This window comes from Achromobacter sp. ACM01 (assembly GCF_014851745.1).
Taxonomy (GTDB): Bacteria; Pseudomonadota; Gammaproteobacteria; order Burkholderiales; family Burkholderiaceae_B; genus Achromobacter; species Achromobacter aegrifaciens.
The window spans coordinates 115,323-134,485 of the sequence record NZ_JACVAF010000008.1 but is presented as its reverse complement, the minus strand read 5'-3'; the positions used below and the strand labels follow the sequence as shown (position 1 = coordinate 134,485).

Sequence of the window (19,163 nt, the reverse complement as noted above, 5' to 3'; positions counted from 1 at the left end):
TAGTACCAACTGCCCTCAGCCCTCGCGCAGATACTCCGTGGGCGGACGGCCCAGCACCCGCCGGAACATCGTCGAAAACGACGCCGGGCTCTGGTAGCCGAAATCCAGCGCAATGGCGGTCACCGACTCGCCCGAGGCCAGGCGGGCCAGGGCCAGCACCACGCAGGCGCGCTGCCGCCATTCCGAAAACGCCATGCCCGTCTGCTGTCGGAAATGGCGGCTGAAGGTGCGCGGACTCATGTGCAGGCGCTCGGCCCAGGCCTGCGGCGCCGCGCGCGCGTCAGGCGCGGCGATGAAGGCCTTGCACAAGGGCGCCAGGCGCCTGTCGCGCGGCAGCGGGATATGCAGCGGCAGCACCGGCGCGCGCTCGACCTCGTGCAGCAGCAGCGCTGCAAGCGCGCCGTCACGCCCCGCCAGATCGTAGGCGGGTGGCATGTCGACCGCGTCCAGCAGCAGCTGCCGCAGCAGCGGCGACACCTCGATCACTTCGCAGGCCTCGCGGTCCGCGCGCGCCGCTCCCGGCTCGATGTAGGCGCTGCGCGTGCTGACGTCCAGCATGCGGACCTGGTGCGTCACGCCCGCCGGGATCCATACCGCGCGCTGCGGCGGCACCACCCAATTGCCGTCGCGCGTGACCACGTGCATGACGCCGGTGGCGCCATACAGCAGTTGCGCGCGGCGGTGGGCGTGGGCCGGCAGCAGCCGGCCAGGCGGATAGTCGTTGCCGATGGCGACGACGGCGCGGTTCAGATGGTCGTAGCGGTCGATGTGGGTATTGCGCATAGCCTGGGGCGCATAGCCTGGGAATCATGGCCCGTTCAAGCGCCTTCACGGCAGGTCGATTGGCCGAAACTCGAACATTATTGTCTCATCCTCGAAAGCGGGCCAAGGCCGGCCGCCGTATCGTGGCGTTTTCCCCTGGAAGGACGCAGCAATGCTTTATCTGGTTCTGGCCCTGTTCGGCTGCTTGAGCGGCGTGACGACCGTGCTGTTCGGCTTTGGCGGCGGCTTTGTCGTGGTGCCGGTGCTGTATGCGGTGTTGACGGCCGCGCACGGCGCGCACGACGCCATCGGCCTGGCGGCCATGCACATCGCGGTGGCCACTTCCACCTGCGTCATGATCGTGAATTCGGTGGCGGCCACGCGCAAGCACCAGCGCGCCGGCAACATCCTGCGGGCCTATGTCTGGCCCCTGGCCGGCTTCATCGCCGCAGGCGCGGCGCTGGGCGCGCTCGCCGCCACGCGCGCCAGCGGCGACTTCGTGCGCTACGCCTTCATCGCCTACCTGGGCGTGACCATCCTGGATTGCCTGCTGCGCCAGGGTTTCATGGCGCAGCAGGACGCGTCTCCCCAGCCCCTGGACCGTGGGGTCCTGGTCGGCGGCGGCGTGATCATCGGTGCGGTGGCGGCCTTCCTGGGCGTGGGCGGCAGCGTCATGACGGTGCCATTGCTGCGCCGTCGCGGCCTGCCCATGGCCAAGGCGGCGGCAATGGCCAACCCGCTGACGCTGCCGGTGGCGGTGGTGGGAACGCTGGCCTACATGGCTGCGGCCGGCGGCCTGGCCGAACCGCTGGCGCCCTGGATCGTGGGCTATGTGGACCTGCTGGCCTTCGCCGCGCTGGCGCTGGGCTCGCTGGTCGGCATCCGGTTGGCCGCGCCGCTGATCCCGCGCATCCCCGACCGCCTGCACGCCCGCGTCTACGTGCTGCTGCTGGCGCTGGTAATGCTGAGCATGCTGATCGTGTAGACCCGTCCCGCATAAATTTAAGGAAACATCGCGGCCAGCAGCGACTACGAAACCGCGCAAAACGTTTCCGCCGCGCCCCGGGGGACTCCCTCCCGGGGCGCGCGCCGATCCCGTGGCCTGCCGAAACAGGAAAACACATCGCGAAACTTGCCCCCGCACCGCCCCGGTCGTCATCATGGCCCGACATTCAACCGGAACAAGGAGGTTTCATGCAGCGTTCCACTTATGCATTCCTGTCCGCCGCCGTGCTGGCGACGGCGCTGTCCGGTGCTCCCGCCCTTGCGCAGCAAGCCAGCCAGGCGCAAGGCCAGGCCCAACCGCGCATGGCGCCCCCACCCGCGATCCAGCCGACCGACCAGCAATTGCAGCGTTTCGCTTCGGCTTCGCAGAAGATTTCCGGCGTCGTCGACGAATACCGTCCCAAGGTCGACGCCGCCAAGACGGATGCCGCCAAGCAGAAGGTCGTCGAGGAAGCCGACGCCAAGATGGTGAAGCTGGTGCAGGCCGACGGCCTGAGCGTCGAGGAATTCAACGGCATCGGCCAGGCCATCCAGCAGGACCCCCAGCTCAAGCAACGTTTGATGAGCATGGGCAAGGGCGCCCCCGCCGCGAAGTAGGGTAAGGCTCTCCGAGAGCTAGTGTTGGCGCCATCCGTCCTCAGGAACGGATGGCGTTTTTTTTCCTTGCGGCGGCCGGAGCCGTTCTGCTTTGCTTCACCCTGCCGGAAGCCGCCTTCAGCAAGCGCTGGAAAGTCGGGCATTGCGCATGGTTGGCGGCAGGACATACCGCCGCATGGCGCAGGCCCTGACTCATCGCCCGCAGGCGCTTGATGGTCGCATCTATGCTGTCGGCCTTGTCCAGCAACAACTGCCTGTCCACCCGCAACGCGCCGTCGGGCGCAAGCATGGCCTGGATCTCGTCCAGCGACAGGCCGCCGGCCTGCCCCAGCGCAATCAGCGCCAGTTGATCCAGCACGCCGGGCGCAAAGCGCCGGCGCTCGCCGGCGGCGCTGACCGCTGCGATCAAGCCCCTGTTTTCATAGAAGCGCAGCGTGGAGGCCGGCAGGCCCGTGCGCCGGGCGACTTCCGAGATATCCATGGCGTCCTCCTTGACTTGAAGTTGACTTCAACTTCTATCATGCCTGCAAACGATGCGGTCATCAACGGAAGGAACAGGACATGGAATCGATGGAATTGGCGGCGAAAGTGGTTTTGATCGGGATCGGCGCGACGGTCGTGATGGACCTGTGGGGCATGCTCCAGAAAGCGCTGGGCATGCCCACGCTGGGCTACGCGCTGGTCGGCCGGTGGGCCGGCCACCTGCGCCGGGGCAAGCTCGCCCACGCCAATATCGGCCGGGCCGAGCCCATCGCGGGCGAATCGGCGCTGGGGTGGACGATCCACTACGCCGTGGGCGTAGCCTTCGCCGCGCTGCTCGTCGGCGTCCAGGGCGCGGCATGGTTGCGTGATCCCACATGGCTGCCCGCGCTGGCCGTGGGCGTGGCAACCGTCGTCATGCCGTTTTTCGTCATGCAGCCCGCCATGGGCGCGGGGATTGCAGCGTCCCGCACGCCCACGCCCTGGAGGAACCGCCTGCGCAGCCTGGCGACGCATGCGGTGTTCGGCTGCGGCCTTTATCTGTCGGCGGCGGCGCTCAGGCTGCTGTGGAACTGAGCGCGAATCGCCCAGGCTCCTGGCGGCGCAACTATGATGACGCCAGTTCGGGATACCCGAGCGAAAGGAACCAGGAGGCGTTGTGACCTTGACGGCAAACGAGACAAACCAGCTGACGATCCGCCGCGCACGCGTGGAAGATGCCCCCGCAGTATTGCGGGTCTTCGACGAAGTGATCGCCTGGTTCGTGGACATGGGCAATGAGGGGCAATGGGGCAGCGAGCCCTGGTCGGCCTTGCCCAAGCGCATCGCCAACGTGACCGAAGCCTGCGCGCTGCCCGGGGCGTGGGTCGCCGAGGAACCGGGCGGGGGCATCCATGGCGCGCTGGTGCTGGGCGCATCCATGCCCTATGTGCCTGCGGCGACCGCACCAGAAATCTACGTAAGGTTGCTGGTGGCCTCGCGCGACGACCGGGCGCGCGGCCTGGGCCGGCGCCTGTTGGCATTTGCCGATGAGCAGGCGCGCGCCGCCGGCGTGGAACGCATGCGGGTGGACTGCTACGGCGGCGGCAGCGGCGCTCTGGTGCGCTTCTACGAATCCTGCGGCTACGAACGGATTTCGACCTTCGACGTGAATGGCTGGCCCGGCCAATTGCTAGGCCGCACGCTGGCCCGGCCCGACGCCGGCAAATAGCGGGTCCGGCAAGCCTGAGCCACCCGCCCTGCGCAACCGGTTATCCTGTTCCGGATTCCCTCACCGACACGTAGAAGGAGCGCAGTATCTTGACCCCGGATCTCACTCTCTATGACCTGGCGGGCGCCGACGCCTCGCTGCGCTTCAGCCCGCATTGCTGGAAGACCCACATGGCCCTGGCCCACAAGGGCCTGACCGCGGCGACCGTACCCTGGCGCTTCACCGAAAAGGAAGCCATAGACTTTTCCGGCCAGAAGCTGGTGCCGGTGCTGGTGCATGGCGAACATGTGGTCAGCGATTCCTGGCAGATCGCCTGCTACCTGGAAGACACCTTCCCCGAGCGCCCCTCGTTGTTCGGCGGCGCCAGCGGCCGCGCGCTGAGCCTGTTCGTGAATTCATGGTCGGACACAACCCTGGTGCCGACGCTGGCGCGGCTGCTGCTGCCCAGCATCCACGGCCTGATCCATGAAAAGGACCGGGACTATTTCCGCGCCACGCGGGAGAAGCGCTTCGGCCGGCTGGAAGACCTGCCGGCGGGCTATGAAGACCAGATCGCCGCGCTGCGCGCGGCGCTGCTGCCCTTGCGGCAGATGCTGGGCAAGCAGCCCTATCTGGCGGGCGCGCAGCCGGCCTATGCCGACTACGCGGTGTTTGGCATGTTCATGTGGGCGCGCTGCACCAGCACGCTGGAACTGCTGGCCCAGGACGATCCGGTCCACGCCTGGCGTGAGCGCCTGCTCGATGCCCATGACGGCCTGGCCCGCCGCGCGCCGGCGGCCCAAGCCTGAGCCACCGTCCCCCTGTCCGTCTGCGCTAGGTCTTCAGCCGGTAGCCGGTCTTGAAGATCCAGCGCACGCCGATCAGGCAGGCCAGCAGGAACACCAGCGTCATGCCCACGCTGACGCCGACGCTGACGTCCGCCACGCCATAGAAGGCCCAGCGAAAGCCGCTGACCAGATACACCACCGGATTGAACAGCGTGGCGGTCTGCCAGAACGGCGGCAGCATCTTGATGGAATAGAAGGTGCCGCCCAGGAAGGTCAGCGGCGTGATGATCATCAGCGGGATGATCTGCAGCTTTTCGAAGCCATCCGCCCAGATGCCGATGATGAAGCCGAACAGGCTGAAGGTCACGGCCGTCAGCACCAGGAAACCCAGCATCCAGAACGGATGCGCGACCTCGAACGACACGAACAGGCGCGCCGTGGCCAGCATGATGAGCCCCAGGATGATGGACTTGCTGGCGGCAGCGCCCACATAGCCCATGACGATCTCCACGTAGGAGATGGGCGCCGAGTGGATTTCGTAGATGGTGCCCGAGAAGCGCGGCATGTAGATGCCGAAGGACGCGTTGGCGATGCTTTGCGTCAGCAGCGACAGCATGATCATGCCGGGCACGATGAAGGCGCCGTAGCTCACGCCGTCGATCTCGACCATGTGCGAACCGATGGCGGAACCGAACACCACGAAATACAGCGAGGTGGAGATCACGGGCGACAGCACGCTTTGCATCAGCGTGCGCCACGCGCGGGCCATTTCAAACAGGTAGATAGCGCGGATGGCGTAGAAGTTCATGATTGACCGTGCACCAGGCTGACAAAGATATCCTCGAGCGAGCTTTCCGACGAATTCAGGTCGGTGAATTCGATCTCCAGGCGCGAGAGCTCATGCAGCAGCCGGGAGATTTCCCCGCCGCCCTGGTTGTCGTAGGTGTAGACCAGCTTGTGGCCGTTGTCGGACAGGTCCAGCTGGAAGGCGTCCAGCGCCGTGGGGATGCCCGGCAGCGGCGCCTTCAGCGTCAGCGCCAGCTGGCGCTTGCCCAGCTTGGCCATCAGCGCGTGCTTCTCTTCGACCAGGATGATCTCGCCCTTGCGGATCACGCCGATGCGGTCGGCCATTTCCTGGGCTTCCTCGATGTAGTGCGTGGTGAGGATGATGGTGACGCCGCTTTCGCGCAGGCGCCGCACCATTTCCCACATGCCGCGCCGCAACTCGACGTCCACGCCGGCGGTGGGCTCGTCCAGGAACAGGATCGCGGGTTCGTGTGACAGCGCCTTGGCGATCATGACGCGGCGCTTCATGCCGCCCGACAGCGCCATGATGCGGCTGTCCTTCTTGTCCCACAGGGACAGGTCGCGCAGCACCTTTTCGATGTAGGCGTGGTCGGTCGGCTTGCCGAACAGGCCGCGGCTGAAGTTGACGGTGTTCCAGACGCTTTCGAACGCGTCGGTGGAAATTTCCTGGGGCACCAGGCCGATCTTGGCGCGGGCCGCGCGGAACTCCGTGAGTATGTCGTGGCCGTCTGCCAGCACGCGGCCGGCGGTGGGATTGACGATGCCGCAGATGATGCTGATCAGCGTGGTCTTGCCCGCGCCGTTGGGCCCGAGCAGGGCGAAGATCTCGCCGCGCCGGATATCCAGGTTCACGCTCTTGAGCGCCTGGAATCCGGATGCGTACCGTTTGGATAGATCCTGAACTGAAATGACCGGCTGCACACGCGCCCCCGACTGGATGGATAGCCAGGGATTTTAACCGTCACGCGTGACAGGCTTGTTCGCCGTGACGGAACAGTGTGTTTGGCAGGCTGATCAATCCCTGCTCAGCGTGCCCAGCGCAGGACCAGCGGATCAAGGCGGCTCGCGGTCTCCAGCAGGCCCTGCCGGACCTCCGCGCGCATGGCCGGCCAAGGGTGGCGCGGCGCATCACACGCGATCACGCCGCCGGCCTTCATCAAGGCCTTGGCCGTGAGGATGCCGCCCTGCCGGTTCTCGTAATTGATCAGGGGCAACCAGCGCTCGTACAGGCGGTAGGCCTCGTCGCGCCTGCCTGCGCGATGGGCCTCGATGATGGGCCGCAGGCCATCGGCGAAGCCGCCGCCGGTCATGGAGCCGGTGGCGCCGGCATCCAGGTCGGGCAGCAGGGTGATGGCTTCCTCGCCGTCCCAGGGCCCTTCCACGGCCTCGCCGCCCAGCGCGATCAGGTCGCGCAGCTTGCTGGCCGCGCCCGCGGTTTCGATCTTGAAGTAGGCGACGTGCTCGATCTCGCGCGCCATCCGCGCCAGCGCCGCCGCCGACAACGGCGTGCCTGCGACCGGCGCATCCTGGATCATGATGGGGATATCCACCGCGTCCGACACGCGCTGGAAGAATCCCGCCACCTGTTCCTCGGACACCCGGATCGTCGCGCCGTGGTAAGGCGGCATGATCATCAGCATGGCGGCGCCCTGCTCCTGCGCGCGCCGGCTGCGCGCGGCGCAGACCTGGGTGCTGAAGTGCGTGGTGGTCACGATCACCGGCACGCGGCCGGCGACGTGCTCCAGGATGGTCCGCGTCAGGATTTCGCGCTCGTCGTCCGACAGCACGAACTGCTCGGAGAAATTGGCCAGGATGCAAAGGCCGTCCACGCCCGAGTCGATCATGAAATCCACCGCGCGCTTCTGGCTGGGCAGATCCAGCTCGCCGGATTCGGTGAAGGTGGTGGGCACGACCGGGAATATGCCGCGATAACGCGGGTTCTGGTAGGTAGCCATGTTCATTCGATGATGTTGAAGTCTTTGAGGTATTCCGTCTTCAACGTCAGGCCCAGGCCGGGCTTGTCGTCGTCCAGGTCGATGAAACCTTCCTTGGCCACCGGCTCGCCGTCGAAGATGTAATAGAACAGCTCGTTGCCGACCTCCACGTCGAACATGGGGAAGTACTCGCTCATGGGCGAGGCCAGCGTGCTCATGGTCAGGTGGTAATTGTGCATCTGGCCGGCATGCGGCACCACCGGCACGCTGTAGGCCTCGCACAGCGCGTTGATCTTGTGCGCCGCCGTGATGCCGCCCACGCGGTTGGTGTCGTACTGCACCACCGACACCGCCTTGCGGTCCAGCAACTGTTTGAAGCCATAGAGCGAGAATTCGTGTTCGCCGCCGGAGATCGGGATCGAGGTCAGCTGGTTCAGTTCCGCATAGCCGTCGATGTCGTCGGCGATGACGGGCTCTTCCAGCCAGCGCGGCTCGAACTTTTCCAGCTTGGGCAGGATGCGCTTGGCGTACTCCAGGTTCCAGCCCATATAGCACTCCAGCATCAGGTCGGTGTCGTAGCCGATCACCTCGCGCACCGCCTCCACCGACTTCAGGTTCTCCGACACGCCCTTCTGCAGGTGCGCCGGACCGTAGCCGAAGCGCATCTTGAAGGCCGTGAAGCCCTGGTCCAGATAGGTCTGGGCCTCTTCCTGCATGGCCTTCAGGTCGGTGCGGTAGAGCTTGGAGTAGTAGACCGGGATCTTTTCCTTGGTTCGGCCGCCCAGCAGCTTGAAGACGGGCTTGTTCACCGACTTGCCCAGGATGTCCCAGATGGCCAGGTCCACCGCCGAAATCGCGGCCATGGTCACGCCCTTGCGGCCCCAGGCGTGGGTGGAGCGGTACATGCGCTGCCACAGGTATTCGTAATCCCAGGGATCCTGCCCGATCACCAGCGGGGCCAGGTACTGGTCGATGATGGCCTTGGCCACGCGCGGCGCCAGCGCCACGTTGCCCAGGCCCACGATGCCGTCGTCCGTCTCCACCTCGACCACGGTCCAGCCGTGGAAGCGGAAGGTGCTCATGGTTTCCTGCTTGGAATACAGCAGGTCCATGGCGTTGGAGCAGAAATTGCCCTGCGGCGGCACGGTCTTGCCGGTCCACTCGTAGACGCGGGCGCGGACGGATTTTATCTTCATGAGGATTTCCTGCTTGGAATAAGGGTATGGAATGAAAGCGGCGGATCAGCCCGCCCGCGTGCGCGATGCGCGGTGCGACAGGCCCATGCGGCAGGCGATGAGAAAGGCCTGCCAGGTGGCGTCCAGATTGGCGCGGCCCTGGCCGGCGATGTCGTAGGCGGTACCGTGGGCCGGCGTGGTGATGGGAATGGGCAGGCCGCCCTGCACCGTCACTCCACGCGAAAAGCCCAGCAGCTTGATCGCGATCTGGCCCTGGTCGTGGTACATGGTGACGATGGCCTGGAACTCGCCGGCCTGGGCCTTCAGGAAGATGGTGTCGGCGGGGAACGGGCCCTGCACCGGCAGCCCCTCATCGTTCAGTTGCCGCACGGCGGGCGCGATGATGTCCACCTCTTCGCGGCCGCAGGTGCCGCCGTCGCCGCCATGCGGATTGAAGGCCGCCACCGCCACGCGCGGCTCGGCAATGCCGTTGGCCTGCAACGAACGGTAGATCAGCCGGGTAGCGTCCTTGATGCCGTCGATGCTTAGCGCCGCCGCCGCGTCCTTCAACGGAATATGCGAGGACACGCGCGAAGTCCACAGGTCGCCCAGGGTATTGAACTCGCAGAAGTAGCCGGTCACGCCCAGGTACTGCGCAAAGTGGTGCAGTTCGTCGTCGTGCCTCAGGCCGCCCAGCTTCATGGCGTACTTGTTCAGGGGCGCGAAACAGATGGCGTCGACGTGGCCGTCGCGCGCGGCATCCATGCAGGCGTTGAGCACCCGCAGCACCGACGCGCCGCCCGCGGCCTCGGCCTGGCCGACATGCACCTGGCCGGGGTCGATGGTATCCATCCCCAGCCAGGCGGGCGCGCCGGTGTCCGGCCGGCCGCGCACCGCCTCGATGCTGTCCACGGGCTGGGTGGCGACCTGCACGCCCGCCACCCGCTGGCCTTCGCGCCACAGCCACTCGTCGCCCACCAGCACGATGTTCGCCTGTTGCATGGCTTCGGGTCTGGCCAGCAGGCGGGCGATCAGTTCGGCGCCGATGCCTGCGGGGTCGCCCAGGGTCAGGGCGATGACGGGTTTCTGCTGCTTGCTCATGTCTGGATCATTCCACGGAAATGTTGTTCTTCTTGATGACGCCGGCGTAGCGCTGGTTTTCGCTCTTGTGGAACTGCGCGAACTGCTCCTGGCTCATCGGGTTGATGTCAGCGCCGATCGCCTGCAGGCGGGCCTGCGTGTCGGGCAGGGCCAGGATGCCGTTGACGGCGTCATGGATGCGCTTCTGATTGGCGGCGGGCGTGGCGCTGGGCATGTAGATGCCGTACCAGGCGCTCATTTCCACGCCTGGGACGCCGGCCTCGGCCATCGTCGGCACGTCGGGCAACTGGGCGTTGCGCTTGGCGCTCAGCACGGCCAGCGCGCGCACCTTGCCGCTCTTGATGTGGGGGATCACGGAAGACGCGGTCTCGAACGCGATCTGCACTTGCCCGCCCATCAGGTCCACCAGCGCCGGGCCGCTGCCGCGGTACGGGATGTGGATCATCTGCACTCCGGTAGCGTCCTTGAACAGCTCGGCGGCGATGTGCTGGGTGCTGCCCGAGCCGCTGCTGGCAAAGTTGTAGGTGCCAGGCTTGCTCTTGAGCAGAGCGATCAGTTCCTGCACCGACTTGGCCGGCACGTCGTTGTTGACCACCAGGATGTTGGGAACGGCGCCCACGAACACCACCGGCGTCAGGTCGCGGTCGTTGTCATAGCCCAGCTTCAGCAGGTGCGGCGCGATGGCATGGGCGGTAGAGACCCCCATCACCATGGTGTGGCCGTCCGTGGACTTGGCCGCCAGGTCGGCCGCCAGCGTATTGGACGCGCCCGGCTTGTTCTCGACCACCACGGTCTGCTTGAGCAAGGGCCCCAGCTTGTCGGCCACGGCGCGCGCCATGGCGTCGGTGCCGCCGCCCGGCGCGGATCCCACCAGCAGGCGCAGGGGCTTGTTGGGCCAGTCGGCGGTCTGCGCCTGGACGGGCGCCAGGGCCGACAGGCACAGGGCGCCGGCCGCCATCGCGGCCAATAGCCTAGTCTTCATGGTTGTCTCCTTGGTTGGTTTTTTGCCCGTTGAAGAGGCAATCTTTTGTGAGTCCATCTTAGAAAGAAGCGCTGTTTCCGTAAAATGAAACTTTTGCACTAATCGTTCACCTGAGGCGATCAATCATGGAACGCGCGATCCACGTCCCTTCCCTGTTGGCCCGGCTGCGCATGCGGCAGATCGTCCTGTTGCTGGCGATCGAGGAACGCGGCACGCTGCGCGCCGCCGCCAGCCAGCTCAACATGACCCAGTCCGCGGCCAGCAAGATGCTGCACGAGCTGGAACTGGCCATCGGCCAGCCTCTATACGGACGGGTCGGCCGCGGGCTGGCGCTGACCGCGGCGGGCGAATGCGTGATGGGGTACTTCCGGGGCATGCGCGGCACGGTCTCGTCGCTGGCGCGCGAACTGGAGGAGCTGCGCCTGGGCAGCGCGGGCAAGCTGTTCATCGGCAGCATCATGGCCGCATCGCCCGGCCATCTGACCGACGCCCTGCTGCGCCTGAAACAGACCTATCCGCTGCTGGCGGTAGAAATCTCCACCGGCACCAGCGACCTGCTGATCGGCCGCATGAACGAAGGCAAGCTGGACGTGGTGATCGGCCGCATGCTGACCCTGTCGGACAGCCAGTACGTCTTTCGCCCGATCGGCGACGAGGCGCTGTCGGTGATCGCGTCGGTGGACCATCCGCTGGCCGGCCGCAAGCGCGTGAGCTTTGACGCCATGCTGGACTATCCCTGGGTGCTGCAGCCGCATGGCAGTCCGATGCGCGACGTCATCGAACAGGAGTTCCGTTCGCACAACGCCTCCACGCCCAGGGGCCTGATCGAATCGGCGTCCATCCTGACCACGACGAACCTGGCGATGAAATCGACGATGCTGGGCGTGATTCCGGAATCGGTGGCCAGCCGTTACGCGGCGCATGGCCTGCTGGCGATACTGCCCTACCAGATCCGGCAAAGTCTGACGGCCTTCGGCAGCATCGTGCCGCGCGACCGTCCGCTGAGCGCCGCCGCGCGGCATTTCGTGGGCTTGCTGCATGGCGACGCAACAGCTTGAGAGCGCGCAATGCAAAGGGGGAAAACTCTCGCGGCGCAGGGGAAAACAGCATGCCGCGCAGTACAATCGCGTGTTGCGCATCGCGCGTTTTTTACACTGAGGTCCACACGTGAGCGCACTGCCCGCCTGTCCCAAATGCCAGTCCGAATACACCTATGAAGACGGCGCCCTCTACGTCTGCCCGGAATGCGCGCATGAATGGCCGGCGCAGGCCGCGGAATCTGCCGATGAAGCCGCGCGCGTCTACCGCGACTCGGCCGGCAATGTGCTGCAGGACGGCGACACCGTCACTGTCATCAAGGACCTGAAACTCAAGGGTTCCGGCGGCGTGATCAAGATGGGCACCAAGGTCAAGGGCATCCGCCTGGTCGATAGCGACCACGACATCGATTGCAAGATCGACGGCTTCGGGGCGATGAGCCTGAAGTCGGAGTTCGTGAAGAAGGTATAGGCCGCCGCTTGCGACGGCCCCGGGCCGCGGCCATGCCGCGCCCCGGCTACAGGTCCTCGGGTTCCTCGGCCTTGGGCATCAGGTAAGCGGTCAGCGTGCTGGACAACCCCGCCATCACCCACAGCACGAAGAAAGACACGGTGTAGAAGCCGGTGCGTCCGGTAGGCACATGCCCGAAGATCGCCACATCCAGGGGGTCGATCAGGGCGAAGATCAGCGCGCTCCCCGCCGCGGCCGCCATGAAGGACGGCCACAGGATCCACATCAATGATCGCAAGCCCATCTGTGTTCTCCCCGATTACGGATTGGCGCTGGACGCCGCCTGCTCGATGACCAGGCCGCGCTTGACCACGCCCTCCTGGATCGGCTGATTGCTGAAGTTGGTGAAAGCGAAATAGATCGTGACGAAGCAGCCTATCATGGCCACGAACGGGCCGGCCATCAGGATCCAGGGCCAGGGCTCGCGGTACCAGGGCTTGGCGGTCTTGGCGGGTTGGGCGGCGGTCATGGGCTTGTCCTTTTCAGTATTCAATCGGGTACGTAGAAGCTGGCGGGCTCGTCGGTCTCGACCGGACGGCTCTCGCCGTCCTGGCCGCGCGCGCGCAGCGTGATGGCATGGGCGCCCGGCTCGGCGCCAGCCGGCGCGCGGATCACCATGGGCACCAGCTTGTTGGCAGCCGCCTCGACGTCGACCGTGTCCGAGCCCTGCTGTCCCATCATCACCTTCAGGCCGGGCATGCCCTCGACCGAGAGCTGCAGGCGCATCGGCTGGTCGGAAGTATTGATGATCTGCAGGCGGTACACGTTTTCGATCATGCCGCCGGCCACTTCGCGCCCCAGCGCGCCGCGGTCGCGGATCACGTCCACCCGCAAGGGGTTGCGCATGGCCAGCGACGCCACGAAAGCGATGGCCAGCGCCAGGATCAGCGTGCCGTAGATCAGCACGCGCGGACGCAGCAGATGGGAGCGGGCGCTCTTGGCGGACAGCCCGTCCAACATGGCACGTTCCGAGGTATAGCGGATCAGGCCGGGCTCGTACTGCATCTTGTCCATGACCTGTTCGCAGGCGTCGATACAGGCGCCGCAGCCTATGCACATGTATTGCAGGCCGTCGCGTATGTCGATGCCGGTCGGACAGACCTGCACGCACAGGCTGCAATCGACGCAGTCGCCCAGCCCGGCGGCCTTGTGGTCCACCTTGCGCGAGCGGCCGCCGCGCGGATCGCCGCGGCGCTTGTCGTAGGTGACCACGAAGGTGTCGGGGTCCACCATCACGCTCTGGAAGCGCGCGTACGGGCACATGTACTTGCACACGGATTCGCGCATGAAGCCGGCGTTGCCCCAGGTGGCGAAGCCGTAGAACAGCATCCAGAACCACTGCCAGGGGCCGAGTTGCAGCGCGAACAGCTCATGGCCCAGTTCGCGGATGGGTGCGAAATAGCCGATGAAGGTGGAGCCCGTCCACCAGGCCAGCGCGATCCACAGGAAATGCTTGGTGAGTTTCAGGCGCACCTTGCGCCAGGTCCAGGGCGATTCGTCCAGGCGGATGCGCGCGACGCGGTCGCCTTCGACCTTGCGCTCGATCCACATGAAGATCTCGGTGTACACGGTCTGCGGACAGGCGTAGCCGCAGAACAGCCGCCCCGCCACCGCCGTGAACAGGAACAGCGCCAGCGCCGAAATCACCAGCAGCACCGCCAGGTAGACCACGTCCTGCGGCCACAGCACCAGGCCGAAGAGATAGAACTTGCGCGCGCCCAGGTCGAACAGCACGGCCTGGCGGCCGTTCCATTGCAGCCATGGCAGGCCGTAGAAAATCAGCTGGGTCAGAAAGACGAACGCGATGCGCCAGCGCGCGAAGATGCCGCTGACGGACCGCGGGTAGATCTTGCTGCGCACGCCCGCCAGCGTCTGCTCCAGGGTTTCCGTCCCCGGACGCGGCGGCCTCACATGCGGCCGCCAGGGCGGCGGGTCACCGTCAGGCGTAGTGCCGACCCTTGCGGCTGACCCATCTTCCATTTCCTGCTCCCTGCTGTATGTCCAGTGATATGGGGGCCACGCCAGGCGCGGCCCCCAAAAACGCGCTGTAAAGCCTTTACTTCGTTGCCGTGCCCGGCGCGGCGCTGGCCGTCGCTTCGGGCTTGTTCGACAAGCCCCAGACCCAGGCCGTCAGGATCTTGATCTGCTCCGGCGTCAGGATGTCGCCATGCGCCGGCATGCGATTGTCGCGGCCATCCAGGATGGTCTTGACGATGGTCGCTTCAGAGCTGCCGTAGAGCCAGACGTCGTCCGTCAGGTTGGGCGCGCCCAGCGCCTGGTTGCCCTTGCCGTCGACGCCGTGACAGGCCACGCAGTAATTGGCGAACTCGCGCTTGCCGCGGAACACGCGGACCGGATCCGCCGTCAGGCCCGACAGCGAGCGCACGTACTGGGCGATATCGGCAGCCGTCTTGGCGTCGATCGCGGCCTTCCAGGGCGGCATCACGCCCACGCGGCCCTGCGTGATGGTCTGCATGATGGCTTCAGGCGAGCCGCCGTGCAGCCAGTCGCCGTCGGCCAGGTTGGGAAAGCTGGGGCCGCCCTTGGCGTCCGAGCCATGGCATTGCGCGCAGGTGTTCAGGAACAGGCGCTGGCCGATTTCGCGAGCGCCTGGATCCTGGGCGATCTGCGGAATGTCCATGGTCTCGAAGCGCGCGTAGATCGGACGCACGGCTTCGGCCATCTTGGCCTGCTGCCTGGCCACTTCCTCGGTGCTGCTGTAGCCCAGCTGGCCCTTGTACTCACCCAGGCCCGGCATGAAGAACAGATAGCCCAGCGCGAAGGCGCAGGCCAGCAGGTACATCCAGGTCCACCAGCCCGGCACCGGGTTGTTCAGCTCGGTCAGGTCGCCGTCCCAGACGTGGCCCGTGTCCTCGACCTTGCCGTTGGCCGGCTTGGTGCTGAGCCAGCGGCGCTGCGTGTACAGCAGCCACACGCACCAGACCACGCCGCCCACGGCGACGATCGAGATGAAATACCCCCAGAAGCCGCTAACGAAATCGCTCATGACCGATTCGCTCCATCTTGTTGTCCCTGCCCGAACTCATCGGGCAGTGCGAACGGCAGCATGGCCGATTCGCGGTTGGCGCTCTGGCGGCCGCGCGAGCAGGCCCACCAGACGATGCCGAAGAAAGTTGCCATCGAAATGGCGGTGACGACAGCGCTCAGATAGCCCAGCATGGTCAGCCTCCCGCGGCCGCGGGCGCGGCGGCTTGGGTGGCGGGTTGCGCCGCAGGTTGTGCGGCGGCCTTCTTGGCCTCTTCCGCCTTCTTGGCCTGCTCGGCCTGCTTCGCCTTGCGCACGCCCACGCCCAGCCCTTGCAGGTAGGCGACCAGCGCGTCTTCCTCGGTCTTGCCTTCGATGGCCTTGGGCGCCTCGGCGATCTCCTCGTCCGTGTAGGGCACGCCCAGCTTGCGCAGGGCGCGCATGCGGTCGCTCACGTTCTCGCCAGTGATGACGGTCTTTTCCAGCCAGGGATAGGCGGGCATGTTGGACTCCGGCACCACCTTGCGCGGGTCGCGCAGGTGGATGCGGTGCCAATCGTCGGAATAACGTTCGCCCACGCGCGCCAGGTCGGGACCGGTGCGCTTGGAGCCCCACAGGAAGGGATGGTCAAAGACCGATTCCGAGGCCAGCGAGTACGAACCGTAGCGCTGCACTTCGGCCGCCAGCACCCGCACCTGCTGCGAATGGCAGCCGACGCAGCCTTCGCGGATGTAGACGTCGCGGCCCATCAGGCGCAGCGGGCTGTAGGGTTCCACGCCCGCGATGGGCTGGGTCGTGCTGTGCTGGAAGAACAGCGGCACGATCTGGACCAGGCCCGCGAAGGACACCACCAGGATGCTGGCGATGATCATCCAGCCGATGTTCTTCTCGAGCGTCTGGTGCGAAAAGAAACCAGATTTATTGTTGGCCATGATGTCCTCGTCAAACAGTGGCCGGCACAGCGGTCGCGGGAACCGGCTGGCGTGCGGCATGGGGATCGTCTTGCGGAATGGCGGGGTTGACCGGCTGCGCGCCGCGCACCGTCATCCACACGTTCCAGGCCATGACGAACACACCCGACAGGAACAAGGTGCCGCCCAGCAAACGGATCAGGTAGTACGGGACGCGCGTCTTCAGCTCTTCCACGAAGCTGTAGACCAGGGTGCCGTCGCTGGCGGTGTCGCGCCACATCAGGCCCTGCTGCACGCCGGCGATCCACATGGCGGCGATGTACAGCACCACGCCGATGGTCGCGATCCAGAAATGCAGTTCGATGGCCTTGACGCTGTACATCTTCTCGCGGCCGTACAGGCGCGGGATCAGGTAGTAGAGCGAACCGAAGGAGATCATGGCGACCCAGCCCAGCGCGCCGGAGTGCACGTGGCCGATGGTCCAGTCCGTGTAGTGCGACAGCGCGTTGACCGTGCGGATCGACATCATCGAGCCTTCGAAGGTCGACATGCCGTAGAACGACAGCGCCGTCACCATGAACTTCAGGATCGGATCGGTGCGCAGCTTGTACCAGGCGCCCTGCAGGGTCATGATGCCGTTGATCATGCCGCCCCAGGACGGCGCCAGCAGGATCAGCGAGAAGGTCATGCCCAGCGACTGGGTCCAGTCGGGCAGCGAGGTGTACAGCAGGTGGTGCGGGCCCGCCCACATGTAGGTGAAGGCCAGCGCCCAGAAGTGGACGATGGACAGGCGGTAGGAATAGATGGGACGGCCGGCCTGCTTGGGCACGAAGTAATACATCATGCCCAGGAAGCTGGTGGTCAGGAAGAAGCCCACGGCGTTATGGCCGTACCACCACTGCACCATGGCGTCCTGCACGCCCGAGTAGGCGGAATAGGACTTCCACATCGACACCGGCATTTCAATGTTGTTGAAGATGTGCAGGATGGCGATGGTCAGGATGTACGAGCCGAAGAACCAGTTGGCCACGTAGATGTGCTTGGAACGGCGCTTGATGATGGTGCCGAAGAACACGATGGCGTAGGCCACCCAGACCAGGGTGATCAGGATGTCGATGGGCCATTCGAGTTCGGCGTATTCCTTGCTGCTGGTGAAGCCCATGGGCAAGGTGATGGCGGCGGCGACGATGACGATCTGCCAGCCCCAGAACGTGAAGGCGGCCAACGGGCCGCAGAACAGGCGCGCCTGACAGGTGCGCTGGACCACGTAGTACGACGTCGTAAACAACGCGCTGCCGCCGAAGGCGAAGATCACCGCGTTGGTGTGCAGCGGGCGCAGGCGGCCGTAGCTCAGCCATGCGGTGTCAAAGTTCAGCTGCGGCCAGATAAGCTGCGCAGCGAGAAAAACGCCCACAGCCATGCCGACGATGCCCCACACTACCGTCATGAGCGCGAATTGCCTCACGATCTTGTAGTTGAAGGTATCGGCCTTGCTTGCGATTGCGGCGCAATCGTTCATCGCCCTTCCCCTAAAGTTACAGATAGCTCCAGGCTGCAATGATGGGACTAGTCAAACAAGGCAGCGTTGATCTGGATCAAGCATCTGGTTACACGGTGGGGAACGCGGCGCCGGCGCAACGGGTCCAGGCGCGAAATCAAGCGCGCCGCTCAGCCGCGGCTGGCGGGGCCGCTGTCGTCATCGAGCAGGATGGCGCGGCCGGCGTCATCGGTGTCGTCATACTGGCCGTTGAACACGGCCCACCACAACGACACCCCGATGGCCAGCACGAACAGCAGGGACAGGGGCAGGAGCAGATAGAGGATGGTCATTGCGCCGCTTCCAGCGCGGCGGCGGGCGCGGGCGCGCCAGCCCAGTCGCGGCGGCACAGGCGCCACGAGTTGTAGGCGACCGCCAGCGAGGACACCAGCATGGTGATCGCGGCCAGCCATGGCGTGACCCAGCCGACCAACGCCAGCGGGGTCATCAGCAGGTGCCAGACCACCGATCCGTTCAGGTTCTGGCGAGCGCGGCGGCGCGCCTCGCCCAGCAGTTTGTCCAGCGCCGCATCGGACATGTTGGGATGGGCGGCCAGCGCCGAATGGGCGGAGGCCATGGCGGTGGGCACCGCCATCGACATGGCGCAGGGACAGCTCATCACCAGGAGCGCCACCATCACCGGGATACTGTGCGCCGGATCGATGTAGGCCCAGGCGGCCGCGGCGGCCAGCGCCAGCGCGACCTGGACCATGACGAAGCGCGAGGCCAGCCGGTCGGCGCGCGCGCCCAGTTCCAGGCGCTGCGCCTCCACGCGCTCGTGGCGCAAACCGCCTGCCGCGCCGCCGAAGGACTGGCGGGCGCACAGCTCCAGGTAGCGCGCGGTCAACAGGAAGGCCACGAACATCGTGACCGAATCGAAGTAGACCTCGCCGCGCCCCGTGTAGGTGGCGTGGACGCTGGGAATGAAGGCGGCGACGATGCCCAGGGCCACCGGCACGTCCATGCCGGCGCGGCCATGGCGCAGGTTGTCGCCGGCGTGGCGCCAGATCGGCCAGGCCGAATACACCACGACCGGCACAGTCAGCGCAAAGCTGGCCCAGTTCATCAGCACGATGGCCCAGTCCAGCGTTTCCAGCGCATCGGCGGGCATGCTTTCATGCCGCAGGTAGCCGGGCCAGGCGAACATCATCACCTGCATCATCGCCAGCCACGCCAGCGACAGGCGCACCAGCGCATGGCGGCGCTGCTGGCGGTCGGCGTCGGACAGGCCGGCCGGGACGGCGAAGATCGATTTTGCTCGCATGCGCCGATGTTACTCAGCGCGTTACAAAGCCGCCTTGATCTGGATCAAGGCGGATCTGGCGGGTTTGCCCCGGCAACGCCGACCGGGCGCGATCCGGC

At 66.0% G+C, this 19,163-nt stretch carries 24 protein-coding genes; 7 read left to right on the top strand and 17 right to left on the bottom strand.

Annotated elements, in window-relative coordinates; genetic code table 11:
- Nucleotides 1-15: 15 nt before the first annotated feature.
- Nucleotides 16-783 carry a helix-turn-helix domain-containing protein gene (locus IB268_RS28055; RefSeq protein ID WP_119449973.1) on the bottom strand — a complete coding sequence of 256 codons (768 nt, stop codon included), beginning with the start codon at nt 781-783 and terminating at the stop codon, nt 16-18.
- A gap of 151 nt (nt 784-934) precedes the next feature.
- Between IB268_RS28055 and IB268_RS28050 the strand changes: the two genes are divergently transcribed.
- The gene (locus tag IB268_RS28050) at nt 935-1,747 is read left to right on the top strand and encodes a sulfite exporter TauE/SafE family protein (RefSeq protein WP_119449974.1); all 813 of its coding nucleotides are present in this window, start codon (nt 935-937) and stop codon (nt 1,745-1,747) included.
- A 209-nt stretch (nt 1,748-1,956) separates the two neighbouring features.
- Nucleotides 1,957-2,364 carry a DUF4168 domain-containing protein gene (locus tag IB268_RS28045; protein ID WP_125470564.1) on the top strand — a complete coding sequence of 136 codons (408 nt, stop codon included), beginning with the start codon at nt 1,957-1,959 and terminating at the stop codon, nt 2,362-2,364.
- 40 nt (nt 2,365-2,404) lie between these two features.
- On the opposite strand, the gene IB268_RS28040 is transcribed toward IB268_RS28045, so the two are convergent.
- On the bottom strand, nt 2,405-2,845 hold the full coding sequence (locus IB268_RS28040; protein ID WP_125470565.1) for a helix-turn-helix domain-containing protein: 441 nt from the start codon (nt 2,843-2,845) through the stop codon (nt 2,405-2,407).
- A gap of 80 nt (nt 2,846-2,925) precedes the next feature.
- Between IB268_RS28040 and IB268_RS28035 the strand changes: the two genes are divergently transcribed.
- The 3 genes from IB268_RS28035 to IB268_RS28025 all read left to right on the top strand — a co-directional run bounded on the left by IB268_RS28035 (nt 2,926) and on the right by IB268_RS28025 (nt 4,842).
- Nucleotides 2,926-3,420, top strand: coding sequence for a DUF2938 domain-containing protein (locus IB268_RS28035; protein WP_192355155.1), 495 nt, complete (start codon nt 2,926-2,928; stop codon nt 3,418-3,420).
- 82 nt (nt 3,421-3,502) lie between these two features.
- A complete protein-coding gene (locus IB268_RS28030; RefSeq protein ID WP_233564528.1) occupies nt 3,503-4,054 on the top strand; it encodes a GNAT family N-acetyltransferase in 552 nt (183 codons plus the stop codon).
- 89 nt (nt 4,055-4,143) lie between these two features.
- A complete protein-coding gene (locus tag IB268_RS28025) occupies nt 4,144-4,842 on the top strand; it encodes a glutathione S-transferase family protein (protein ID WP_119449978.1) in 699 nt (232 codons plus the stop codon).
- Nucleotides 4,843-4,867: 25 nt separating this feature from the next.
- On the opposite strand, the gene IB268_RS28020 is transcribed toward IB268_RS28025, so the two are convergent.
- From IB268_RS28020 to IB268_RS27995, 6 genes are all read right to left on the bottom strand, one after another.
- The gene (locus tag IB268_RS28020; RefSeq protein WP_042794334.1) at nt 4,868-5,629 is read right to left on the bottom strand and encodes an ABC transporter permease; all 762 of its coding nucleotides are present in this window, start codon (nt 5,627-5,629) and stop codon (nt 4,868-4,870) included.
- Nucleotides 5,626-6,549 carry an ABC transporter ATP-binding protein gene (locus IB268_RS28015; protein ID WP_054452839.1) on the bottom strand — a complete coding sequence of 308 codons (924 nt, stop codon included), beginning with the start codon at nt 6,547-6,549 and terminating at the stop codon, nt 5,626-5,628. Before IB268_RS28015 ends, IB268_RS28020 begins: the two co-directional genes overlap by 4 nt.
- A gap of 104 nt (nt 6,550-6,653) precedes the next feature.
- Nucleotides 6,654-7,583, bottom strand: a complete 930-nt coding sequence (locus IB268_RS28010) for a dihydrodipicolinate synthase family protein (protein WP_054453666.1) — start codon at nt 7,581-7,583, stop codon at nt 6,654-6,656.
- A gap of 2 nt (nt 7,584-7,585) precedes the next feature.
- Nucleotides 7,586-8,758 (bottom strand): L-rhamnonate dehydratase, encoded by a 1,173-nt coding sequence (locus tag IB268_RS28005; RefSeq protein WP_118932506.1) that lies wholly within the window; start codon nt 8,756-8,758, stop codon nt 7,586-7,588.
- Nucleotides 8,759-8,803: 45 nt separating this feature from the next.
- A complete protein-coding gene (locus tag IB268_RS28000) occupies nt 8,804-9,838 on the bottom strand; it encodes a 4-hydroxythreonine-4-phosphate dehydrogenase PdxA (RefSeq protein ID WP_192352269.1) in 1,035 nt (344 codons plus the stop codon).
- A 7-nt stretch (nt 9,839-9,845) separates the two neighbouring features.
- On the bottom strand, nt 9,846-10,820 hold the full coding sequence (locus tag IB268_RS27995; protein WP_119449980.1) for a tripartite tricarboxylate transporter substrate binding protein: 975 nt from the start codon (nt 10,818-10,820) through the stop codon (nt 9,846-9,848).
- 125 nt (nt 10,821-10,945) lie between these two features.
- Here IB268_RS27995 and IB268_RS27990 point away from each other — a divergent pair, with 125 nt between their 5' ends.
- Together IB268_RS27990 and IB268_RS27985 are read left to right on the top strand one after the other, a co-directional pair.
- On the top strand, nt 10,946-11,878 hold the full coding sequence (locus IB268_RS27990) for a LysR family transcriptional regulator (RefSeq protein WP_054452847.1): 933 nt from the start codon (nt 10,946-10,948) through the stop codon (nt 11,876-11,878).
- Between the two features lie 109 nt (nt 11,879-11,987).
- Nucleotides 11,988-12,329 carry a zinc ribbon domain-containing protein YjdM gene (locus tag IB268_RS27985; protein WP_054452849.1) on the top strand — a complete coding sequence of 114 codons (342 nt, stop codon included), beginning with the start codon at nt 11,988-11,990 and terminating at the stop codon, nt 12,327-12,329.
- Nucleotides 12,330-12,375: 46 nt separating this feature from the next.
- Here IB268_RS27985 and IB268_RS27980 read toward each other — a convergent pair whose 3' ends face one another.
- From IB268_RS27980 to IB268_RS27940, 9 genes are all read right to left on the bottom strand, one after another.
- A complete protein-coding gene (locus tag IB268_RS27980) occupies nt 12,376-12,612 on the bottom strand; it encodes a hypothetical protein (RefSeq protein ID WP_054452851.1) in 237 nt (78 codons plus the stop codon).
- Nucleotides 12,613-12,627: 15 nt separating this feature from the next.
- Nucleotides 12,628-12,837, bottom strand: a complete 210-nt coding sequence (locus tag IB268_RS27975; RefSeq protein WP_054452853.1) for a FixH family protein — start codon at nt 12,835-12,837, stop codon at nt 12,628-12,630.
- Between the two features lie 20 nt (nt 12,838-12,857).
- Nucleotides 12,858-14,348: a cytochrome c oxidase accessory protein CcoG gene (gene ccoG, locus IB268_RS27970; protein WP_054452855.1), complete on the bottom strand. Its 1,491-nt coding sequence runs from the start codon at nt 14,346-14,348 to the stop codon at nt 12,858-12,860.
- Between the two features lie 76 nt (nt 14,349-14,424).
- A complete protein-coding gene (gene ccoP, locus IB268_RS27965) occupies nt 14,425-15,375 on the bottom strand; it encodes a cytochrome-c oxidase, cbb3-type subunit III (RefSeq protein ID WP_054452857.1) in 951 nt (316 codons plus the stop codon).
- Nucleotides 15,372-15,548, bottom strand: a complete 177-nt coding sequence (locus IB268_RS27960) for a cytochrome oxidase (protein WP_054452859.1) — start codon at nt 15,546-15,548, stop codon at nt 15,372-15,374. Before IB268_RS27960 ends, ccoP begins: the two co-directional genes overlap by 4 nt.
- 2 nt (nt 15,549-15,550) lie before the next feature.
- Entirely contained in the window at nt 15,551-16,285 is a 735-nt protein-coding gene (gene ccoO, locus IB268_RS27955; protein WP_054453668.1) for a cytochrome-c oxidase, cbb3-type subunit II, read from the bottom strand.
- Between the two features lie 10 nt (nt 16,286-16,295).
- Nucleotides 16,296-17,783: a cytochrome-c oxidase, cbb3-type subunit I gene (ccoN, locus tag IB268_RS27950; protein WP_054452861.1), complete on the bottom strand. Its 1,488-nt coding sequence runs from the start codon at nt 17,781-17,783 to the stop codon at nt 16,296-16,298.
- A 149-nt stretch (nt 17,784-17,932) separates the two neighbouring features.
- Entirely contained in the window at nt 17,933-18,094 is a 162-nt protein-coding gene (gene ccoS / locus IB268_RS27945; RefSeq protein ID WP_042794347.1) for a cbb3-type cytochrome oxidase assembly protein CcoS, read from the bottom strand.
- A complete protein-coding gene (locus tag IB268_RS27940) occupies nt 18,091-19,065 on the bottom strand; it encodes a hypothetical protein (protein ID WP_192355154.1) in 975 nt (324 codons plus the stop codon). Before IB268_RS27940 ends, ccoS begins: the two co-directional genes overlap by 4 nt.
- Nucleotides 19,066-19,163 lie beyond the last annotated feature (98 nt).